This window comes from Pseudomonas sp. 32A, assembly GCF_052682255.1.
In genome coordinates this window covers 4,127,937-4,143,465 of the sequence record NZ_JBQYLY010000001.1, presented here as the reverse complement: position 1 = coordinate 4,143,465, position 15,529 = coordinate 4,127,937, and the positions used below count along the sequence as shown (strand labels likewise).

Genomic DNA, 15,529 nt, shown 5'->3' with positions numbered 1-15,529 from the left:
CTCATTATTGGTACTCGATCACGAGGGTGGCGGCAGTCGCAAATGCCCCGCCCGTCAGCGTGCTGCCTGCGCGCTTGACCGGCACCGCCTGCACGGCCGGAAAGGTCGGATGGGTAAACCTGAGCGGCGTGTTCAGCGGCCAGTCCGCCCCATTGGCGAAGAGCTTGATCCCCAGGTCGGTCTTGGGGGTCGAGAGCACTTTGTTATCAAACCCGGCTGCCGCGCCCTTGAGTTCCAGGGTCATCGCGTTGCTGTAAACGGGAGGACTGCAGGTGACGGTATACGGCACGTCCCGTCGATAATTCACGCCATCAATCCGTGACGTCAGCAGGTCATTGCCGAACGGAACATTCAGCGTGCCGCCGCTGTTAATCACGCACGGTGGAGGTGCAATGATGGTCGCGCGGATCGTCAGGTTGGTATCGGCCTGAACGCCCTGGCTGACCGCCCACAGCAGTCCCGCACCGATAAAAATGGCCCACGGGCCGGTTAACCTGGTCATTGTTCTGCCCTTACTCATAATTGAGCCTGAAATCCACCACGGCCCGGAATGCACCGCTGGTCAGGGGTGCCGGGGTGCGCGTGGGCTGGACGTTCCAGGTCTGCGTGTTGCGGCCCAAGGGCAAGAACAATGGCTCCCCCCTTGAACCCAGCTGTACATCGCGCCCCTGGGAATCGGTCAGGCGCAGGCCCATTCCGGTGATGCCTTGCACCTTGACCAGCCGTGGATCATCAGCATCGGCGGGCGCGAGAAATGCCACCGACAGCACTGGCTGATGAGCGCTCCATGTCAGGTTCCCCGTGCGTTCACTGGCGATGCGGCCGGCGGTGCGCCGACAATCCTCGAACAGCAGTTGAAAGGCCACGGAGGTCGCCTGGTCACCCGGCCGTTGCAACTGGCTGGCCGACACCGGGCCCAGGTCAATCGTCTGGTGCAGGGATGCCATCTCCAGGCTGCAGGGCGTTTCGTGCATGGACCCGAGAATGTTGAGCATCCCGACCATGCCCTCCACATCCTCGTCATCCGCGGCGTGCGCCGGCCCCATCAGGGCCAGCAACAGACCGCCCAAGACCTTCACTGTGTGCAACTTCATGACGTTCTCCGGCAGCAGGCACTACTGATTGGCCACAGACAGTTGCGTGTTCACCTTGCACGTCTCGCCACCGCAGGTGAACGCCAGCAGCGGACGGCCGCCGTAATCATTCACGTAGGACAAATAGGGGGTGGTACCGAGCTCCTTGGCAGTCGGCCCCAGGGCCTGCGTGCCTTTGGGCGGGACCATCACCGGCTCGAAGCCCGGTATGGTCTTGCCGTCCTTGCTGCTGCGCGCATCCACCAGGGTCACGTAGTAAGGCGTGGGGTTATTCACCTGGTAGTGATCACCTTGCCGGGTAAGGGTCAGCTTTTCCTGCCATGGGTTGGACAGGTCCTGCTGGGTGGGGGTAATTGCCTGCGGCCGGTAAAACAATTTGATCCGGGTTTGCAGGGCGATTTGCAGGGTGTTGGGCTTGTCGCTGCGCGGCGGAATTTCCCGCAGGTTGAAGTAGTAGACCGTCTCCCGATCCTGGGGCAGCGACTTGGCGGCCGGCAACGCCTGGACTTTCACCTGGCTTTGCTTGCCGGGCTCCAGGCGTTGGACCGGTGGCAGCACGATCAACGGCGAGGTGATCTTGTTGCCCTCTTCATCCTCGATCCAGCCCTGGGCCAGGTACGGCAATTGAGGGTTGTTGTTGGTGATGTTGACGCTGGTGGCGTCTTTGCCACCGTCGAAAATCACGCGGGTACGGTCCAGGCCGACAGCGGCGTTGGCGCTCTGGCTCAAGACCGCCAGCAGCAGTGCGTAGGTAAAACGTATGTGGTGTTTCATGAGGATGGGTTCTCCATAGTGTTTCGCTGGCCGGTCAGGGTGGTTGGCTCGGGTGAGGCTTGATCGACGGCTACCCTCTGGCAGCGCAGTTGCAGGGCATCGGTGAACGCATCCGTTGGCAACTCGACAGGCAGCGTCAGGACGCAACGCTCGGTGCCGCCCCAACTGACGATCATCTGCTCGCCGGCCTGAATGCCGCTCAGGTAGACATCCCCGCCGTCATTCACCACCCCGGTGTCCTGCTGCTTGCGGTTTTTCACCGTGGCGCCGAAGGGCGGTGCGCTGCCATCCGGCAGGCGAAGAATCGCCATGGCCTTCTGGCCGGAAATCACTTCCAGGGATCGGTAGCCAATGGCCCCGTCGGTGAGGGTCAGTTGCGTCACGGATTGAGTGGCCTCGACATCGCTGGGCAATTTCTCCAGGTCAACACTGGCCGCCGTACGCTGGTAGCTGGTGATGTCGGAGATGACCGCCTTGCCGAACGCGTTGCTGCGGGTCGGCGTGCCGTAACCCCGCACGGGCACATCGGACACACCGGCGGTATCGACCAGCAGCCGGGTTCCGCCGGTACTGGTGGTTCGATGCAGCGCCCCACCGTAAGGCGTGAGCGTGCCGCCGCCACGCACGGATGCACTGAGGGTGCGGTTATTGCCTTGTTGCGTCGTGGCGCTGAGGTCGATGTCGGCCAGGTCACCAATATGGCTCAGGTAGCCGGTGGCCGAGGTGTCGCTGGCACTGACCTGGTAGCTGTTACGTTCATCCAGGCGATCGGCGTAGCGCGTGGTAAAGCTGTTCTTGCCGCCGGCCCTGTTGGCATCCATCGACAAGGTGCCGGTGGGGCCCAGCGGCAGGCTGACCGTCAGCGCTGCTCCGTTGTCCTTATATTGGTATTCATGGGTACGATATAAATTCAGCGACAGGCTCATGTTCCTGACAGAGCCCACGTTGAAGTAACGAGACGCCGACAGGTTCCAGCGCTGGGTGTCCGGCCGGTTCCAATAGGTTTGTTTGTTGTAGCTGGCATACACAGTGGTGTTCAGATCGCGGAACTGTTTGTTCACCGTCACCGTATAAAGCGCCTTGTTACCGCCAATGGGTTTCCAGTGTTCAATGAAGTTACCGTATTCATCGAACACGCCGCGTCCGCCCAGCTCACCGTTCAACCCGTAGTGCCGGGCATCCAGGTATTGGCTCATGCTCAAGTAGTTCTTCTCGGAGAACCGGTAACCGGCGAAGGTGACCTGGCTGTCGTACTCTTCAAAGTTCTTGGAATATTGAAGGCGGTAGGATTTGCCCGAGAGTGTCTGGTTCCACAGGCTGGCACGGGACTGGGTGACATCCAGGGAAACGGCCCCGAACGCCAGCAAATCCCGCCCCGCCCCCACCGACAGCGCACGGTAGTTGTTATCCGTTATCGCACCGCCCAAAAGCGACCAGCCGTTGCTGATCCCCCAGGAAAACTCGCCGGTGCCGAAAAAGTCACCGTGGGAGTGGTACTGCAGGTTGGACGGTCGCCCGGCAGACAGCTTGTAACGAACCTGCCCGGGACGCGTCAGGTAGGGAACGCCTGCCGTATCGAGCTGGAATTTCTGTACCGAACCGTCCTGCTCCTCGACCCGCACATCCAGCGTGCCGGACACGGCGTCGTTAAGGTCCTGGATCCGAAAAGGGCCTGCCGCCACCAGCGTTTCATAGAGCACACGCCCCTGCTGGCTGATGACAACCTTTGCATTGGTCTTGGCCACCCCGACCACTTCCGGTGCATAACCCCGCAGGTTGGGCGGCAGCTGGCTTTCGTCTGACTTGAGCCCGGCACCGGTAAAGCGGAAGCTGTCGAACAGGTCCGAATACAGGTAGTCCTCGCCCAACACCAGGCGTGCCTTCAGCGCAGGAATGGCGCGATACGCGTAATAACGACTCCACTCCAGTTTTTGCCGGCTGGCCTGCGCCTCGCGGTCTTTCTCGACACGCCCTTGCCAATCCGCCCGCAGGCGCCAGGCCCCGGCATTGGCCCCGAGTGTGCCGTTACCGCTGAGGTCATTGCGCGTACCGTCACCTTTGCGGTAGCTGGACTGCGCCGTCATGTTGTAGTCGACCAGCAGCCCCGGCACCCCCTCATCCCAACGTGACGGCGGGTCCCAGTTGATGGCGCTGTATTCCAGGTAGGCCTGGGGAAGGTTGATGTCCAGGGTGGACGTGCCCAGGTCGGCACTGACCTCCATGCCGGGCAAGCCCGTGACATCCAGGCACTGCCCGCCCTTCCACCACTTCAGCTGGTCAGCACCGGACGCCTTGAGGCCCAGTTGCTCGACAAGTTCGCGCGATAAACAGGGCACACTGCCTTTGGGATCATCATCGGGGGGAAAGAACGCCACCGATTGTTCAGATATAGGTTGGGTATTGAGCTGGACCACCATCGAGTAGGTGCCAGGCAAGATAAACCCACTGCGTGCAAACTGAGACAGATCAATATTGGAGCGATCAATCAGATCAAGAACGTCGGTATTAAACTCAATATCCCCGGCGCCCATTGCAGTTCCAGCCAGTGATATCAACCCGCCAAAGAGGCTGGGGCGCAGCGTATTCATGACTTTCGACGTATTCAACATACACGCAACTCAATCTTCAAAAGTATTCCAACTTGAACCGCACTGCCGCGCGATGAGCCCCTGCCAACAGCGGCACTCCGTTGCCCACCAGGCGGAGCCTGTAATGAAGTGTCATGTCGCCATCAACCACCGGCAGCAGCGCCATCGGCACTCCCGGCACACTCACCTGGCCAGCGGCGTCCTCAATATGGAAAGCGACCCCCTGCGAGGCTCCAAAGGCCGCAAAGGTGCGCCCGCCCATATCGCTGGGCCCGTCGAACGTCACGCGAAGATGCTCCCAGTCCGGCAGCGTTTCGCCGGGGCGCAGCGGGTCGGGACGCGTCACGGTGCAGTTGACCAGCCGTAGCTGGAACGGCTGCATTTGCCCCGCCCCCTCTCGCAACAGGCGGCCGATGGGTTCGGGAGGCATTTCGATGGTCTGATCGGCAGTGACCGCTTCCAGCCCGCAGGCCGAGTCGATGATCTCGCCTCCCAGCGTGACGAGCCCATCGCCTTGCACACGCGTCTGCGCGGCATCACAAGGGCTGATGAACAACGTCAATGAAGAGGCAATAGCGAGACTTATGAATGTTTTCACCTTGATCTCCCGCCAGTTTTCCCCCGCCACCACTGGTGGCGGGGGAAACACTTACTGATAAGCCAAGGTGAAGTTGGTGACCGCGCTGAAATCACCAGGAACGATGTCGCCTGTCGCCTGGCCTTGTACGTAGGCGCCGAACTCCAGGGTGTTATTACCGGCAACAATGGCCTGCGGAGTGGTTGGCACGCCCAACTCAACCGCTTTGCCACCGTGGGTCATCATGATGCCGATGCCGCCCGCGCTACCGACCGTGCCGATGCCGCCAGGCACAACGCTGGATGGCGCACCGGTGAAGGTAGTGGTCACGGTGTTATCGGTAAGGCCAGACAGGTCGCAACCTTCAAGTTCGATAGTCACGGGGCGGGCAGTGGACTTGCCGCCGGATTGCAGCTGATGCTTCGCAATAGCGCCCAGTGCAACTGACTGATCCACAGACTCAGGCTTGATAGAGCAAGCACCCGAATGGACCGAACCGGTAAATGTAATTGTCCCGTCCGCCGCATTAGCAACAGAGATCGAACCCGCCAACAGGCCGACAGTCAACAGCGCAGCTTTTACTTTAGTCTTCATTTGCAGATGCTCATATGTATTAAAAATCAAAACCAAGTCCTGGCTTAGTTGCGCACAGGACTTATTAACCAAGCGCCAGAACAGTTTCCTGAAGCAGTGGAAATCGGAGGCTTTCCAATTACTTGTATTGCAATTCAGGAGTTCGTTCGAGGCCGGGCAATTATCCATTTCGATTTTGAATATGAAAGCCGGTCGATTCCCTTATTCACGTAGCCTTGATACACCAAGACACATAGGAAAATTATGGCACTTTGCCAAAACTTTAGAAGCAGCCGTAAGAAAGGGACTACATAAATCAAATGAGAATAATTTAGTGCGAATCAAGTCCGTAAGAATAGGATTACATATTCTAAAAAACAACAGTAATTACTGGAGCACGCCAACTAACAAGTTGAAGAATATGTCGTGAGGGACAGTGCACCTATCGAGCGGGTTGCGAGCCCTGCTCCGCCAGGTACGGAATGTCCGTTCGTCTGCCCGGGTTGCGATGGACATAAGATATATCTTACGTTGTATCTAAACCAAACGAGAGCACCTGAAATGAGAGACCATCATTCACACCGCGAACCCGGTGACAGCCGCGACGGCTTCGACAAACGCCCAGGCCGCGAGCGCGGCGGCCGAGGCCCACGGGTCTTCGCCCCCGGCGACCTGAAACTGCTGTTGCCGGCGCTGATCGCCGAACAACCGTGCCACGGCTACGACCTGATCCGCCGGATCGAAGCCCTGTTCGACGGCGCCTACAGCCCAAGCCCCGGCGTGATCTACCCCACGCTGACATTCCTCGAAGAAAGCGAATTGATTACCGGCGATGCCGAAGACGGAAAAAAACGCTACACAATCACCGACGCCGGTCGTCTCTTCTTAAGCGAACAGGCGGTTGCCCTCGAAGGTATCCGCATGCGTATGGATGTGAGCAAACGTTCGCTGCGCGGCCAGGACCGTCCGCCGGAAATCCACGAGGCGGTGCATAACCTGCGCCACGCCTTGCATTCGCACCACGGGCGCTGGAGCCCGGAAGAAATCGTTCGTGTTGCGGCGCTGCTCAACAGCACCGCCCAAGCCATTGCCGACGGGAAAGCTCAATGAATACCCAAGCCATCCACCGCGTGACCCACGAAATCAAACGCCGCCGCCTCGAAGTGCTGCGGGTGGTCGACATCACCCCGCGCATGCGCCGCATTACTCTGGGCGGGCCGGAACTGGCGGGCTTTATCAGCCTGGGCAGTGACGACCACATCAAGCTGCTGTTCCCGCAGAACGCCGCCGAACAAGCCGCGCTGGACAGCCCCGACTTCAACCTGCGTGGCGATGGCCCGCAACCCGCCATGCGCGACTACACCCCACGCCGGTACGACCTGGCCATTGGCGAGCTGGACATCGACTTCGTGCTGCACGGCGATGGCCCTGCCTCCACCTGGGCCGAGCAGGCCAAGGTCGGCCAGCACCTGCACATCGGCGGGCCCCGTGGTTCGATGATCGTGCCGGATATCTTCGACAGCTACCTGTTGATCGGCGATGAAACCGCGATCCCGGCCATCGCCCGGCGCCTGGACGAACTGCCGGCGGGGCGCAAGGTATTGGCGGTGATCGAGATCGCCAATGCGGCAGAGCGGCAACCGCTGCACAGCGCTGCCGAGGTGGAAGTGATCTGGGTGGTGCGTGGCCAGGATGACCTGCTCGAGACGGTGCAGAACCTGACGCTGCCGGGCGGTTCGCTGTACAGCTTCGTCGCCACCGAGAGCAAGCTGTCGCGCCAGCTGCGGCGGGTGCTGCTGGATACACACAACATCAATGAGGCATTCCTCAAGGCGGTTGGTTACTGGCAACAGTGATCCCCTGTAGGAGCGAGCTTGCTCGCGAAGAACCTGAGAGCGCCGCGTCAAACCAGACACACTGCGTTATCGTTAACGTTCTTCGCGAGCAAGCTCGCTCCTACAGATTTTATCCAGCCCCACCACCACCAAAGCAACCAGTACAAACCCCGCCAGAATTCCCCCGGCATTGATAAACACCTGTGGATAACCCAGGGTGTCCACGTTAATGAACGGGTACTGATACAGCCCCCACACATACCCGCGCAACAACGCATACGCGAAGTACACCAGCGGGTAAATCACCCACAGCCCGATGTGCTTGAGGTGCAGGCTGCCCTTGGGTACGCACCACCACCAATACACGACAAACACCAGCGGCATCACGTCGTGCAGCAGCTCGTCCGCCAAAAACTGCACCCCCGCAGGCTGCCACATGTGGCGCAGCAACAGGCTGTAGGCGAGGCTGACCACGACAATGCTCACGGTGATCCCGCTGCTGACCACGGGCCCAAGAAAGAACCGGCTCGCTGCGGTTGGCCGTTGTACCCACGCATGGGTCAACACCACCGCCACCAGGGTGTTGGTGAGCACGGTGAAGAAGCTGAAGAAATTCACCAGGCCCGGCAACAGGCTCGCACCATCGACCCAGCGGTAGTAGAAAATGATGTACTGCTGCAGCGCCAGGCCAACCCAGCCGCCGAGGGCTGCCAGGCCGATAAGGTGACGTTTCACCTCAGTCCTCGACCGGTCGCTTGGTGCGCATCAACTTCACGTACAACCCTTCGACCTTCTCCCGCGCCCACGGCGTCTTGCGCAGGAACGACAGGCTCGACTTGATGCTCGGGTCACTGGAAAAACAACGGATATTGATGCGCTCGGCCAGGCCTTCCCATTGGTAATGCGCCACCAGCGCGGTGAGAACCTGTTCCAGGGTGACGCCGTGCAGTGGGTCTTTGTTTGTCGCGGTCATGCCGGGCCTTTTGCGAAAAGAAGAAAACGAAGCCGCGCACCTTAGCGGACGGGCCGTGCGGGTGGAAGCGTTGCCTTCACTATAGGCCACTGCTCGATCGTTCCCACGCTCTGCGTGAGAATGCCGAATTGGACGCGCTGCGCCCCGCGGTCGACGCAAATTTTGACCCTGCGCAATGGTGACGCAGAGCGTCACGGGATGCATTTCCACGCAGAGCGTGGGAACGATCAGTGTGGGCGTGATCGAGCGGGTTCTGGGAAAGTTCCCCTTGGCAGAGAAAAAGTGATGTTATATTGTAACTATAATTATCAAAGGGTATCGAATCCCTTACCGTTTTCAGCCTTCTCTTTTTTTGCCGTTTGCCAAGGAACGACCGATGTCCCTCTCTTCTCTCTGGCGCCTCACCCCGCTGGCCGCCGCCCTGCTGATCACCCCCCAGGCCAACGCCCTGGAGCTGCAACCCCAAGTCATCACCGGCAACCCGCTGGGCAGCGAAACCCTCGCCTCGCCCACCACCGTGCTCGAAGGCGACGACCTGACCCTGCAACAAAAAGGCAGCCTGGGTGAAACCCTGAACAAGCAGCCCGGCGTTTCGTCGTCGTACTTCGGCCCGGGGGCCAGCCGGCCGATCATTCGTGGCCAGGATGGTGACCGTATTCGCGTTCTGCGCAACGGAGTCGGCGCGCTGGATGCCTCGTCGCTGTCCTATGACCACGCGGTGCCGCTGGACCCGGTCAACATTGACCGCGTCGAAATCGTGCGCGGCCCGGCCGCCCTGCTCTATGGCGGCAGCGCCATCGGCGGCGTGGTCAACACCTTCGACAACCGCATCCCCACCGAAGCCATTGAAGGCATTCATGGGGCCGGTGAATTGCGCTACGGCGGCGCCGACACCACCCGCAGCAGCGCCGGCAAACTGGAAGCCGGCAACGGCACTTTCGCCTTGCACCTGGACGCCAGCGCGCGGGAATTCAACGACCTGAAAATCCCCGGCTTTGCCCGCAGCCGCCATGCACCGCCAAGTGAAGACGGTGAAGGCAAGAACGGTCGCCTCGGCAACAGCAACGGACGCCAGGACGGCGGTGCAGTCGGCGGTTCCTACACTTGGGACGACGGCTACGCCGGGCTGTCCTACAGCAACTACGACAGCAACTACGGCTCCCCGGCCGAGCAGGACGTACGCATCCGCATGAAGCAGGATCACTACGCCTTTGCGTCCGAGATCCGCAACCTGCAGGGCCCGTTCACCTCGGTGAAACTCGACGCCGGCTACACCGACTACAAGCACATGGAAATCGAAGGCGGCGAGACCGGCACCACCTTCAAGAACAAGGGCTATGAAGCGCGGGTTGAAGCGCGGCACCTGCCGATCGGGCCATTCAACGGCGTGGTGGGCGCGCAGGTCAGCCGCAACGAATTCTCGGCGCTGGGTGAAGAAGCCTTCGTGCCGCAGACCGACACCAATGCCGGCGCGCTGTTTATCCTCGAAGAAATGCAGGCCACCGAGCGCCTCAAGCTGAGCCTCGGCGGGCGCCTGGAACACACTAACGTCGACCCGGACGGCAAAGGCAACGCGCGCTTTGCCAATGCCAACAAATCCGCCGACTTCACCGCCGGCAGCCTGTCGTCTGGTGCGGTGTACACCCTCACGCCAATCTGGTCGCTGGCCGCCACCTTGGGCTACACCGAACGCGCCCCGACGTTCTACGAGCTGTATGCCAACGGCGCTCACGTTGCCACCGGCACTTACGAACTGGGCGACGCCAACCTGTCGAAAGAAAAAGCGGTGTCCAGCGACCTGGCGCTGCGCTTTGACAACGGCACCCACAAGGGCAGCTTCGGCGTGTTCTACAGCCACTTCTCCAACTACATCGGCCTGCTGGGCAGCGGTCGCACCTTGAATGACGAAGGCGAGGAAGATGCCAGCGGCATTCCGGAGTACAAATACTCCGGCGTGCGCGCGCGTTTCGCGGGCTTTGAAGCCCAGGATCACATCAAGCTGGGGGAAGGTGCCTACGGCAAGTTCGCGCTGGAACTGTCCGGCGACTACACCCGCGCGACCAACCTGGACACGGGTGAAGCCTTGCCACGGATTGCGCCGTTGCGTTTGAACAGCGGCTTGCTGTGGGAACTGGATCGCTGGCAGGCGCGGATCGACGTTGAACACGCGGCGGGTCAGGGGCGTGTGCCGGATAACGAAAGCGGCACCGACGGCTACACCACCCTGGGCGCCAGCGCCGGCTACCGTTTCAACGTGGGCGGCAGCCAGTGGCTGGCGTTCGTCAACGGCGAGAACCTGACGAACCAGACCGTGCGCTACGCCAGCTCGATTCTGCGGGACATCGCACCGGCGCCGGGGCGGAGTGTGCAGGTTGGGTTGCGCACCACCTTCTAACTGACTGCACTCGGTTAAAACTGTGGGAGCGGGCTTGCTCGCGAAAGCGGAGTGTCAGTCAATACATGGGTGACTGACTCACCGTCTTCGCGAGCAAGCCCGCTCCCACATTGACTGTGCCCACTTCGAACAGGTGGTGGGGTTAGTACCGCGCATCAACGGGCTTCCCGCCCTTCGGCCAATCCTTCACCTTGTCCGGGAAATCCGGACGAGGTTGTTGGGAGAAGTACGCCGCCACATCCACCGCCTCCTGATCCGACAAGCCACCCTGCCCCAACGGGAATTTCTCGTGGAAGCCAATCGGCATATTGCGTTTCACGAACGCCGCCGCCGTGTACAGCCGCGCCATCCCCGCCCCGATATTGAACGATTGCTCGCCCCACAGCGGCGGGTACACCCACTCGCCATCCGCCCGCGTCAACCCTTGGCCATTGTCGCCATGGCACACCGCGCACTGCTTGGCGTAGACCTGCTTGCCATTCTCCATGTCCGGCTTGATCGCAGGGTCGACCTTGCCCACGCCACGCCCGGCGACTTTATCTTCGGGCTGGGTGTTGTTTTTCATCCAGTCGAAGTACGCCACCATCGCCTGCATATCCGCCGATTCCGGTGGCAGTGGTTTGCCATTCATCGAACGCCGGAAGCAGCCGTTGATCCGCTCTTCCAGGCTCACCACCTTGCCCGCACGCGGCGCATAGCTCGGGAAAAATGCCGAGACACCCACAAACGGCGAACCGTCCGCTACGGTGCCGGCGTTGAGATGGCAACTGGTGCAGTTCAAGGCATTGCCCACGTTGTTTGGCAGCAGTGCCTTGGTCTGCAGGTGCAGGCGCATGCCACGCACCACTTGATCGGCATTCGGTGCCGCCAGCAACTCAGCCAGGCGTGGGGTTTCGAACGCTGACGAATCGGTGGTGACCGGGTTGAGCTGGCCGCGCATTTTCTTCACTTGGGCAGCACTGATGGGCGTGCCTTCGTTGCCCCAACTGCTGCGTACGAAACTGAGGATTTCAGCGATTTCCTGATCCGCCAACCGGGCAAACCCGGGCATGGTGTAGACCCGTGGATGAGTCGCCGTTTCAGCGGTCTCCCAGCCCGTGAGGGTGATGTGCAGCAGTGAAGTCGGGTTGTTGGAAGCCACGCCGGGGTTGCCGGCCAACTGCGGAAACAGCCCCTTCACCCCGCCGCCGTCGCTGCGGTGGCAGTCACTGCAAAACTGCATATAGCCCAGGCCGCCCCGGCTGGTGAACAGGTCCTTGGGCGGTGCGGCGGGCTCGTGGGCCACGGCGGGCATCGGCAGATCATCCTTGCCCGGCGGCAGGGATTTCAAATAGGTCGCGATGGCCGTCAAGTCAGCGTCAGTGAAATGCTGGGTACTGTGATGAATCACATCGGCCATGTTGCCCGAGACCGTGGCAAAGCGGTTCTGCCCGGTTTTGAGCAATTGCACGGTGTCTTCCACCGTCCACAGGTTGCGCAAGCTCAAGGCGCGCCAGTGCTCGACAGTCTCCCCGGCCAGGTAGTGCCGACCGCTGCGGCCCGCATCGCTCATGGCCTTTTCCTGGAAGGCAATGCCGCGCGGGGTGTGGCAGGAACCGCAGTGGCCCAGGCCCTGGACCAGGTAAGCGCCCCGGTTAAGCACTTCATCCTTTGCCGGGTCAGGCGCAAACGGCTGCTTGTCGAGGAACGCAAAATTCCACAACGCCAGGCCCCAACGCTGGTTGAACGGGAAGCCCATCTCCGCTTCCAGATTGGGTTTGTTCACCGCTTCCACGCCCTGCATCAGGTAAGCGAACAGGGCGCGCATGTCGCCTTCGCTCATCTTCGCGTAGGACGGGTACGGCATCGCCGGGTACAGGTTCTGCCCGGCCGGCGTCACGCCTTCACGCATCACCCGGTCGAACTGCTCGAAGGTGTACTGGCCGATGCCAGTGTCGCGGTCCGGGGTGATATTGCTCGAGTAGATCGTGCCCATTGGCGTGCTCAGTTCAAGCCCGCCGGCCATTTGCGCGCCTTGCTTGGCGGTGTGGCAGGCGATGCAGTCGCCCAGTTGGGCAACGTATTTGCCCTGTTCGATCAGCGTGGGGTCGGCTTCGTTGGCGTGCAAGGGAAGGGACAGACACAGCACCACCCCCACAAGGCCCAGACGTGACAGGGGAAAAATCATCGCACTATTCCTTTAATAACCCGGCGTGGGGCGGTCCCCTCGGCGCAGGTCTGCAATCGTTTTTATTGGGTCATCAGGCAGATAACCGGGGCATGGTCGGCCCCAGCTTCGTTGTAGCGGATTTTTTGCGCGCGGCCCTTGATGTGGATCAGGCGGCATGTTCTACAGTGGAACTGAAATTGACTAATTGACGCGGGCATCGATGTCGGCGAGGAGAGCAAGGATGCGTTATTCACCCTTTGTGGGGCGCATTGGCGGCGAATCCGTCAGTGCCTGGGATATTCACTACGCCGCCGCCGACGCTCAACTGCGTGGCGAAGACGTGATTGTGCTCAGTGTCGGCGACCCGGATTTCGCCACACACAGCGCGATCTGTGAAACCGCCGTGGACGCCCTGCGCGCCGGCGACACCCACTACACCCCTGTGCTCGGCCGCCCGAAACTGCGGGAAGCCATCGCAGCCCGGCAGAGCCTGCTGCAAGGGATTGCGGTGCATGCCGACAATATCGCCCTGGTCGCCGGCGCGCAAAATGGCCTGTTCGCGGCCTGCTTGTGCCTGTTCAGCCACGGCGATGAAGTGCTGGTGCCGGAGCCGATGTACCTGACCTACGAGGCCTGTGTCCAAGCCTCGGGGGCACGCATTAAAACCGTCGAACAACCGGCCGCCAACGGCTTTCGCCTGACCCGCACCGCGCTGCAAGCCGCGATTACCGACAAGACCCGGGGCATCGCCCTCGCTACACCGTGCAACCCCACCGGCAACGTCTACTGCCGCGAAGAGCTGGAAGCCGTCGCCGAAGTGGCACGCGCCCACGACCTATGGGTGATTTGCGATGAAGTGTATGGGCAGCTCATCTATGACGATCAACACCTGAGTATCAGCGCATTACCCGGCATGGCCGAGCGTACGGTGGTGCTCAACAGCCTGTCGAAAAGCCACGCCATGACTGGCTGGCGGGTAGGCTGGGTGGCCGGCCCGCCCACGTTGATCAGCCATCTGGAGAACTTGCTGCTGTGCATGATTTACGGCCTGCCAGGATTTATCCAGGCGGCGGCGCTCAAGGCACTGGAACTGGATGAGGCCGTGGTCAGCGATGCCCGCGCGCTGTATCGGCGCCGGCGTGACCTGGTGGTGAACGCGTTGAGTGCGATCAGCGAGCTGGACTGCCGAGTCCCCAAGGCGGGCATGTTCATGCTGGTGGACGTACGCCGCACCGGGCTCACCGGCCGGGAATTCGCCTGGCAACTGTATCGCCAGACCGGCGTATCGGTGCTTGACGCCCAGGCCTTTGGCCCCAGCGCCGATGGGTTTGTGCGGGTTTCGTTTACCGTTGCCGATGACACCCTCAGGGAGGCTTGCCAGCGCATTGCCGGCTTCGTCGAAGGGCTTAAGGCCAACGCCGCGCCTTTACGTGATCGCCGATAACGGGCATAAAACGCCCTCTGCCCCGTTCGAAGGACTGCCATGTCTCAAGGATTGACCTATCGCCAGGCGCACCAGGATGACCTGCACACCCTGTGCGTGTTGGGCCAGCCGCTGAACCGCCTGCACCACCAGGAACGGCCCGATATCTACCGTGACGCCACCGACCAGGTGGAGCGCGACCAGTCCCATTGGCGGCCCTGCCTGACCAGCCGGGTTCAGGCGGTGTTTCTTGCCGAGCAGCACGGCGTTGGTGTTGGATTTATCACCGCGCAAATCATCGAGACCGCCAGCCCGTTGTTGCAGCCGCTGCGTGTTGCCAGGATCGGCTCGATCTGCGTGCTGGAGGCCCAGCGTGGCCAGGGCATTGGCCGCGAACTGATGGCGCTCGCCGAACGCTGGGCCATCCGCCAGGGCGCCCGGGATTTGCGCCTGACCGTCTGGGCCTTCAACGAACCGGCGCAGCGGCTGTACGAGGAATTGGGCTACGAAAAACGCGCCTTCGAAATGGGCAAGCGCCTCGGTTAAATCAACCGTTGGTAAGATGCCCCTTGATGACCTGTACGTATTTCTGTACGTTTCAGCCATTAAGCGAGGACTCAATTATGGAAACTATCAACTACACCAATGCACGCGCCCATCTCTCGGACACGATGGATCGGGTAAACGAAGATCGTGCCCCTCTGCTGGTGACCCGGCAAAAAGGTGAACCGGTGGTCATGATCTCTCTCTCAGAGTTCAACGCTCTTGAAGAGACGGCCTATCTGCTGCGCTCTCCCAACAACGCGGAACGCTTGATCAAATCGATCAACAGCCTGCGAGCCGGAAAGGCCAAGCCGAGGCAGTTGATTGAAGAATGAAAATACTCTTTACGCCTGAAGGCTGGGACGACTACCTCTGGTTTCAACAAAACGACAAAGCTGGGCTCAAACGCATCAACTTACTGATCAAATCGATCCAGCGTGATCCTTTTGACGGCGTTGGCAAACCCGAACCACTCAAACATAACCTCAGTGGATTCTGGTCCCGGCGAATCACAGCGGAACATCGTCTGGTGTACGGGATTGAGGATGGTGAAATACAGATCCTCATGTGTCGCTATCACTATTGACGCCATTTACCGTCAGGAT

Annotated in this window: 16 protein-coding genes; 7 read left to right on the top strand and 9 right to left on the bottom strand. The window is 60.8% G+C overall.

Features of this window, described 5'->3' with window-relative positions; all coding sequences use genetic code 11:
- Nucleotides 1-4: 4 nt before the first annotated feature.
- The 6 genes from ACUN0G_RS19010 to ACUN0G_RS18985 are packed head-to-tail and all read right to left on the bottom strand — an operon-like array spanning nucleotide 5 to nucleotide 5,627.
- Nucleotides 5-502 carry a fimbrial protein gene (locus ACUN0G_RS19010; protein ID WP_177036182.1) on the bottom strand — a complete coding sequence of 166 codons (498 nt, stop codon included), beginning with the start codon at nucleotides 500-502 and terminating at the stop codon, nucleotides 5-7.
- A 10-nt stretch (nucleotides 503-512) separates the two neighbouring features.
- Nucleotides 513-1,094, bottom strand: a complete 582-nt coding sequence (locus ACUN0G_RS19005; protein WP_445574018.1) for a fimbrial protein — start codon at nucleotides 1,092-1,094, stop codon at nucleotides 513-515.
- Between the two features lie 21 nt (nucleotides 1,095-1,115).
- Nucleotides 1,116-1,868, bottom strand: coding sequence for a fimbria/pilus periplasmic chaperone (locus tag ACUN0G_RS19000; RefSeq protein ID WP_445574017.1), 753 nt, complete (start codon nucleotides 1,866-1,868; stop codon nucleotides 1,116-1,118).
- On the bottom strand, nucleotides 1,865-4,477 hold the full coding sequence (locus ACUN0G_RS18995; RefSeq protein ID WP_445574016.1) for an outer membrane usher protein: 2,613 nt from the start codon (nucleotides 4,475-4,477) through the stop codon (nucleotides 1,865-1,867). The genes ACUN0G_RS19000 and ACUN0G_RS18995 overlap by 4 nt, the downstream gene beginning before the upstream one ends.
- Before the next feature lie 16 nt (nucleotides 4,478-4,493).
- Complete coding sequence (locus ACUN0G_RS18990; protein WP_445574015.1) at nucleotides 4,494-5,054, bottom strand: fimbrial protein; 561 nt, start codon at nucleotides 5,052-5,054, stop codon at nucleotides 4,494-4,496.
- Between the two features lie 51 nt (nucleotides 5,055-5,105).
- Complete coding sequence (locus ACUN0G_RS18985; RefSeq protein WP_445575572.1) at nucleotides 5,106-5,627, bottom strand: fimbrial protein; 522 nt, start codon at nucleotides 5,625-5,627, stop codon at nucleotides 5,106-5,108.
- 540 nt (nucleotides 5,628-6,167) lie between these two features.
- Between ACUN0G_RS18985 and ACUN0G_RS18980 the strand changes: the two genes are divergently transcribed.
- Complete coding sequence (locus tag ACUN0G_RS18980; protein WP_258347722.1) at nucleotides 6,168-6,716, top strand: PadR family transcriptional regulator; 549 nt, start codon at nucleotides 6,168-6,170, stop codon at nucleotides 6,714-6,716.
- Entirely contained in the window at nucleotides 6,713-7,462 is a 750-nt protein-coding gene (locus ACUN0G_RS18975; protein WP_445574014.1) for a siderophore-interacting protein, read from the top strand. Before ACUN0G_RS18980 ends, ACUN0G_RS18975 begins: the two co-directional genes overlap by 4 nt.
- A 72-nt stretch (nucleotides 7,463-7,534) precedes the next feature.
- On the opposite strand, the gene ACUN0G_RS18970 is transcribed toward ACUN0G_RS18975, so the two are convergent.
- Nucleotides 7,535-8,176 (bottom strand): Pr6Pr family membrane protein, encoded by a 642-nt coding sequence (locus ACUN0G_RS18970; RefSeq protein ID WP_445574013.1) that lies wholly within the window; start codon nucleotides 8,174-8,176, stop codon nucleotides 7,535-7,537.
- A 1-nt stretch (nucleotide 8,177) separates the two neighbouring features.
- Nucleotides 8,178-8,414, bottom strand: a complete 237-nt coding sequence (locus tag ACUN0G_RS18965) for a VF530 family protein (RefSeq protein WP_003216406.1) — start codon at nucleotides 8,412-8,414, stop codon at nucleotides 8,178-8,180.
- A 376-nt stretch (nucleotides 8,415-8,790) separates the two neighbouring features.
- Between ACUN0G_RS18965 and ACUN0G_RS18960 the strand changes: the two genes are divergently transcribed.
- The gene (locus ACUN0G_RS18960; RefSeq protein WP_445574012.1) at nucleotides 8,791-10,809 is read left to right on the top strand and encodes a TonB-dependent receptor; all 2,019 of its coding nucleotides are present in this window, start codon (nucleotides 8,791-8,793) and stop codon (nucleotides 10,807-10,809) included.
- A 142-nt stretch (nucleotides 10,810-10,951) separates the two neighbouring features.
- On the opposite strand, the gene ACUN0G_RS18955 is transcribed toward ACUN0G_RS18960, so the two are convergent.
- On the bottom strand, nucleotides 10,952-12,976 hold the full coding sequence (locus ACUN0G_RS18955; protein WP_445574011.1) for a c-type cytochrome: 2,025 nt from the start codon (nucleotides 12,974-12,976) through the stop codon (nucleotides 10,952-10,954).
- A gap of 223 nt (nucleotides 12,977-13,199) precedes the next feature.
- Between ACUN0G_RS18955 and ACUN0G_RS18950 the strand changes: the two genes are divergently transcribed.
- From ACUN0G_RS18950 to ACUN0G_RS18935, 4 genes are all read left to right on the top strand, one after another.
- Nucleotides 13,200-14,402, top strand: a complete 1,203-nt coding sequence (locus ACUN0G_RS18950; RefSeq protein ID WP_445574010.1) for a pyridoxal phosphate-dependent aminotransferase — start codon at nucleotides 13,200-13,202, stop codon at nucleotides 14,400-14,402.
- Nucleotides 14,403-14,441: 39 nt separating this feature from the next.
- Nucleotides 14,442-14,927 carry a GNAT family N-acetyltransferase gene (locus tag ACUN0G_RS18945; protein ID WP_421524192.1) on the top strand — a complete coding sequence of 162 codons (486 nt, stop codon included), beginning with the start codon at nucleotides 14,442-14,444 and terminating at the stop codon, nucleotides 14,925-14,927.
- Between the two features lie 77 nt (nucleotides 14,928-15,004).
- Complete coding sequence (locus tag ACUN0G_RS18940; RefSeq protein ID WP_076015649.1) at nucleotides 15,005-15,259, top strand: type II toxin-antitoxin system prevent-host-death family antitoxin; 255 nt, start codon at nucleotides 15,005-15,007, stop codon at nucleotides 15,257-15,259.
- Complete coding sequence (locus ACUN0G_RS18935) at nucleotides 15,256-15,510, top strand: Txe/YoeB family addiction module toxin (protein ID WP_076015650.1); 255 nt, start codon at nucleotides 15,256-15,258, stop codon at nucleotides 15,508-15,510. The genes ACUN0G_RS18940 and ACUN0G_RS18935 overlap by 4 nt, the downstream gene beginning before the upstream one ends.
- Nucleotides 15,511-15,529: the final 19 nt, after the last annotated feature.

Excerpts from the sequence above, each read along its gene's own strand:
- ACUN0G_RS19010 (WP_177036182.1), bottom strand. The coding sequence starts at position 502 with ATGACCAGGTTAACCGGCCCGTGGGCCATTTTTATCGGTGCGGGACTG.
- ACUN0G_RS19005 (WP_445574018.1), bottom strand. The coding sequence starts at position 1,094 with ATGAAGTTGCACACAGTGAAGGTCTTGGGCGGTCTGTTGCTGGCCCTG.
- ACUN0G_RS19000 (WP_445574017.1), bottom strand. The coding sequence starts at position 1,868 with ATGAAACACCACATACGTTTTACCTACGCACTGCTGCTGGCGGTCTTG.
- ACUN0G_RS18995 (WP_445574016.1), bottom strand. The coding sequence starts at position 4,477 with ATGTTGAATACGTCGAAAGTCATGAATACGCTGCGCCCCAGCCTCTTT.
- ACUN0G_RS18985 (WP_445575572.1), bottom strand. The coding sequence starts at position 5,627 with ATGAAGACTAAAGTAAAAGCTGCGCTGTTGACTGTCGGCCTGTTGGCG.
- ACUN0G_RS18980 (WP_258347722.1), top strand. The coding sequence starts at position 6,168 with ATGAGAGACCATCATTCACACCGCGAACCCGGTGACAGCCGCGACGGC.
- ACUN0G_RS18975 (WP_445574014.1), top strand. The coding sequence starts at position 6,713 with ATGAATACCCAAGCCATCCACCGCGTGACCCACGAAATCAAACGCCGC.
- ACUN0G_RS18965 (WP_003216406.1), bottom strand. The coding sequence starts at position 8,414 with ATGACCGCGACAAACAAAGACCCACTGCACGGCGTCACCCTGGAACAG.
- ACUN0G_RS18960 (WP_445574012.1), top strand. The coding sequence starts at position 8,791 with ATGTCCCTCTCTTCTCTCTGGCGCCTCACCCCGCTGGCCGCCGCCCTG.
- ACUN0G_RS18955 (WP_445574011.1), bottom strand. The coding sequence starts at position 12,976 with ATGATTTTTCCCCTGTCACGTCTGGGCCTTGTGGGGGTGGTGCTGTGT.
- ACUN0G_RS18950 (WP_445574010.1), top strand. The coding sequence starts at position 13,200 with ATGCGTTATTCACCCTTTGTGGGGCGCATTGGCGGCGAATCCGTCAGT.
- ACUN0G_RS18945 (WP_421524192.1), top strand. The coding sequence starts at position 14,442 with ATGTCTCAAGGATTGACCTATCGCCAGGCGCACCAGGATGACCTGCAC.
- ACUN0G_RS18940 (WP_076015649.1), top strand. The coding sequence starts at position 15,005 with ATGGAAACTATCAACTACACCAATGCACGCGCCCATCTCTCGGACACG.
- ACUN0G_RS18935 (WP_076015650.1), top strand. The coding sequence starts at position 15,256 with ATGAAAATACTCTTTACGCCTGAAGGCTGGGACGACTACCTCTGGTTT.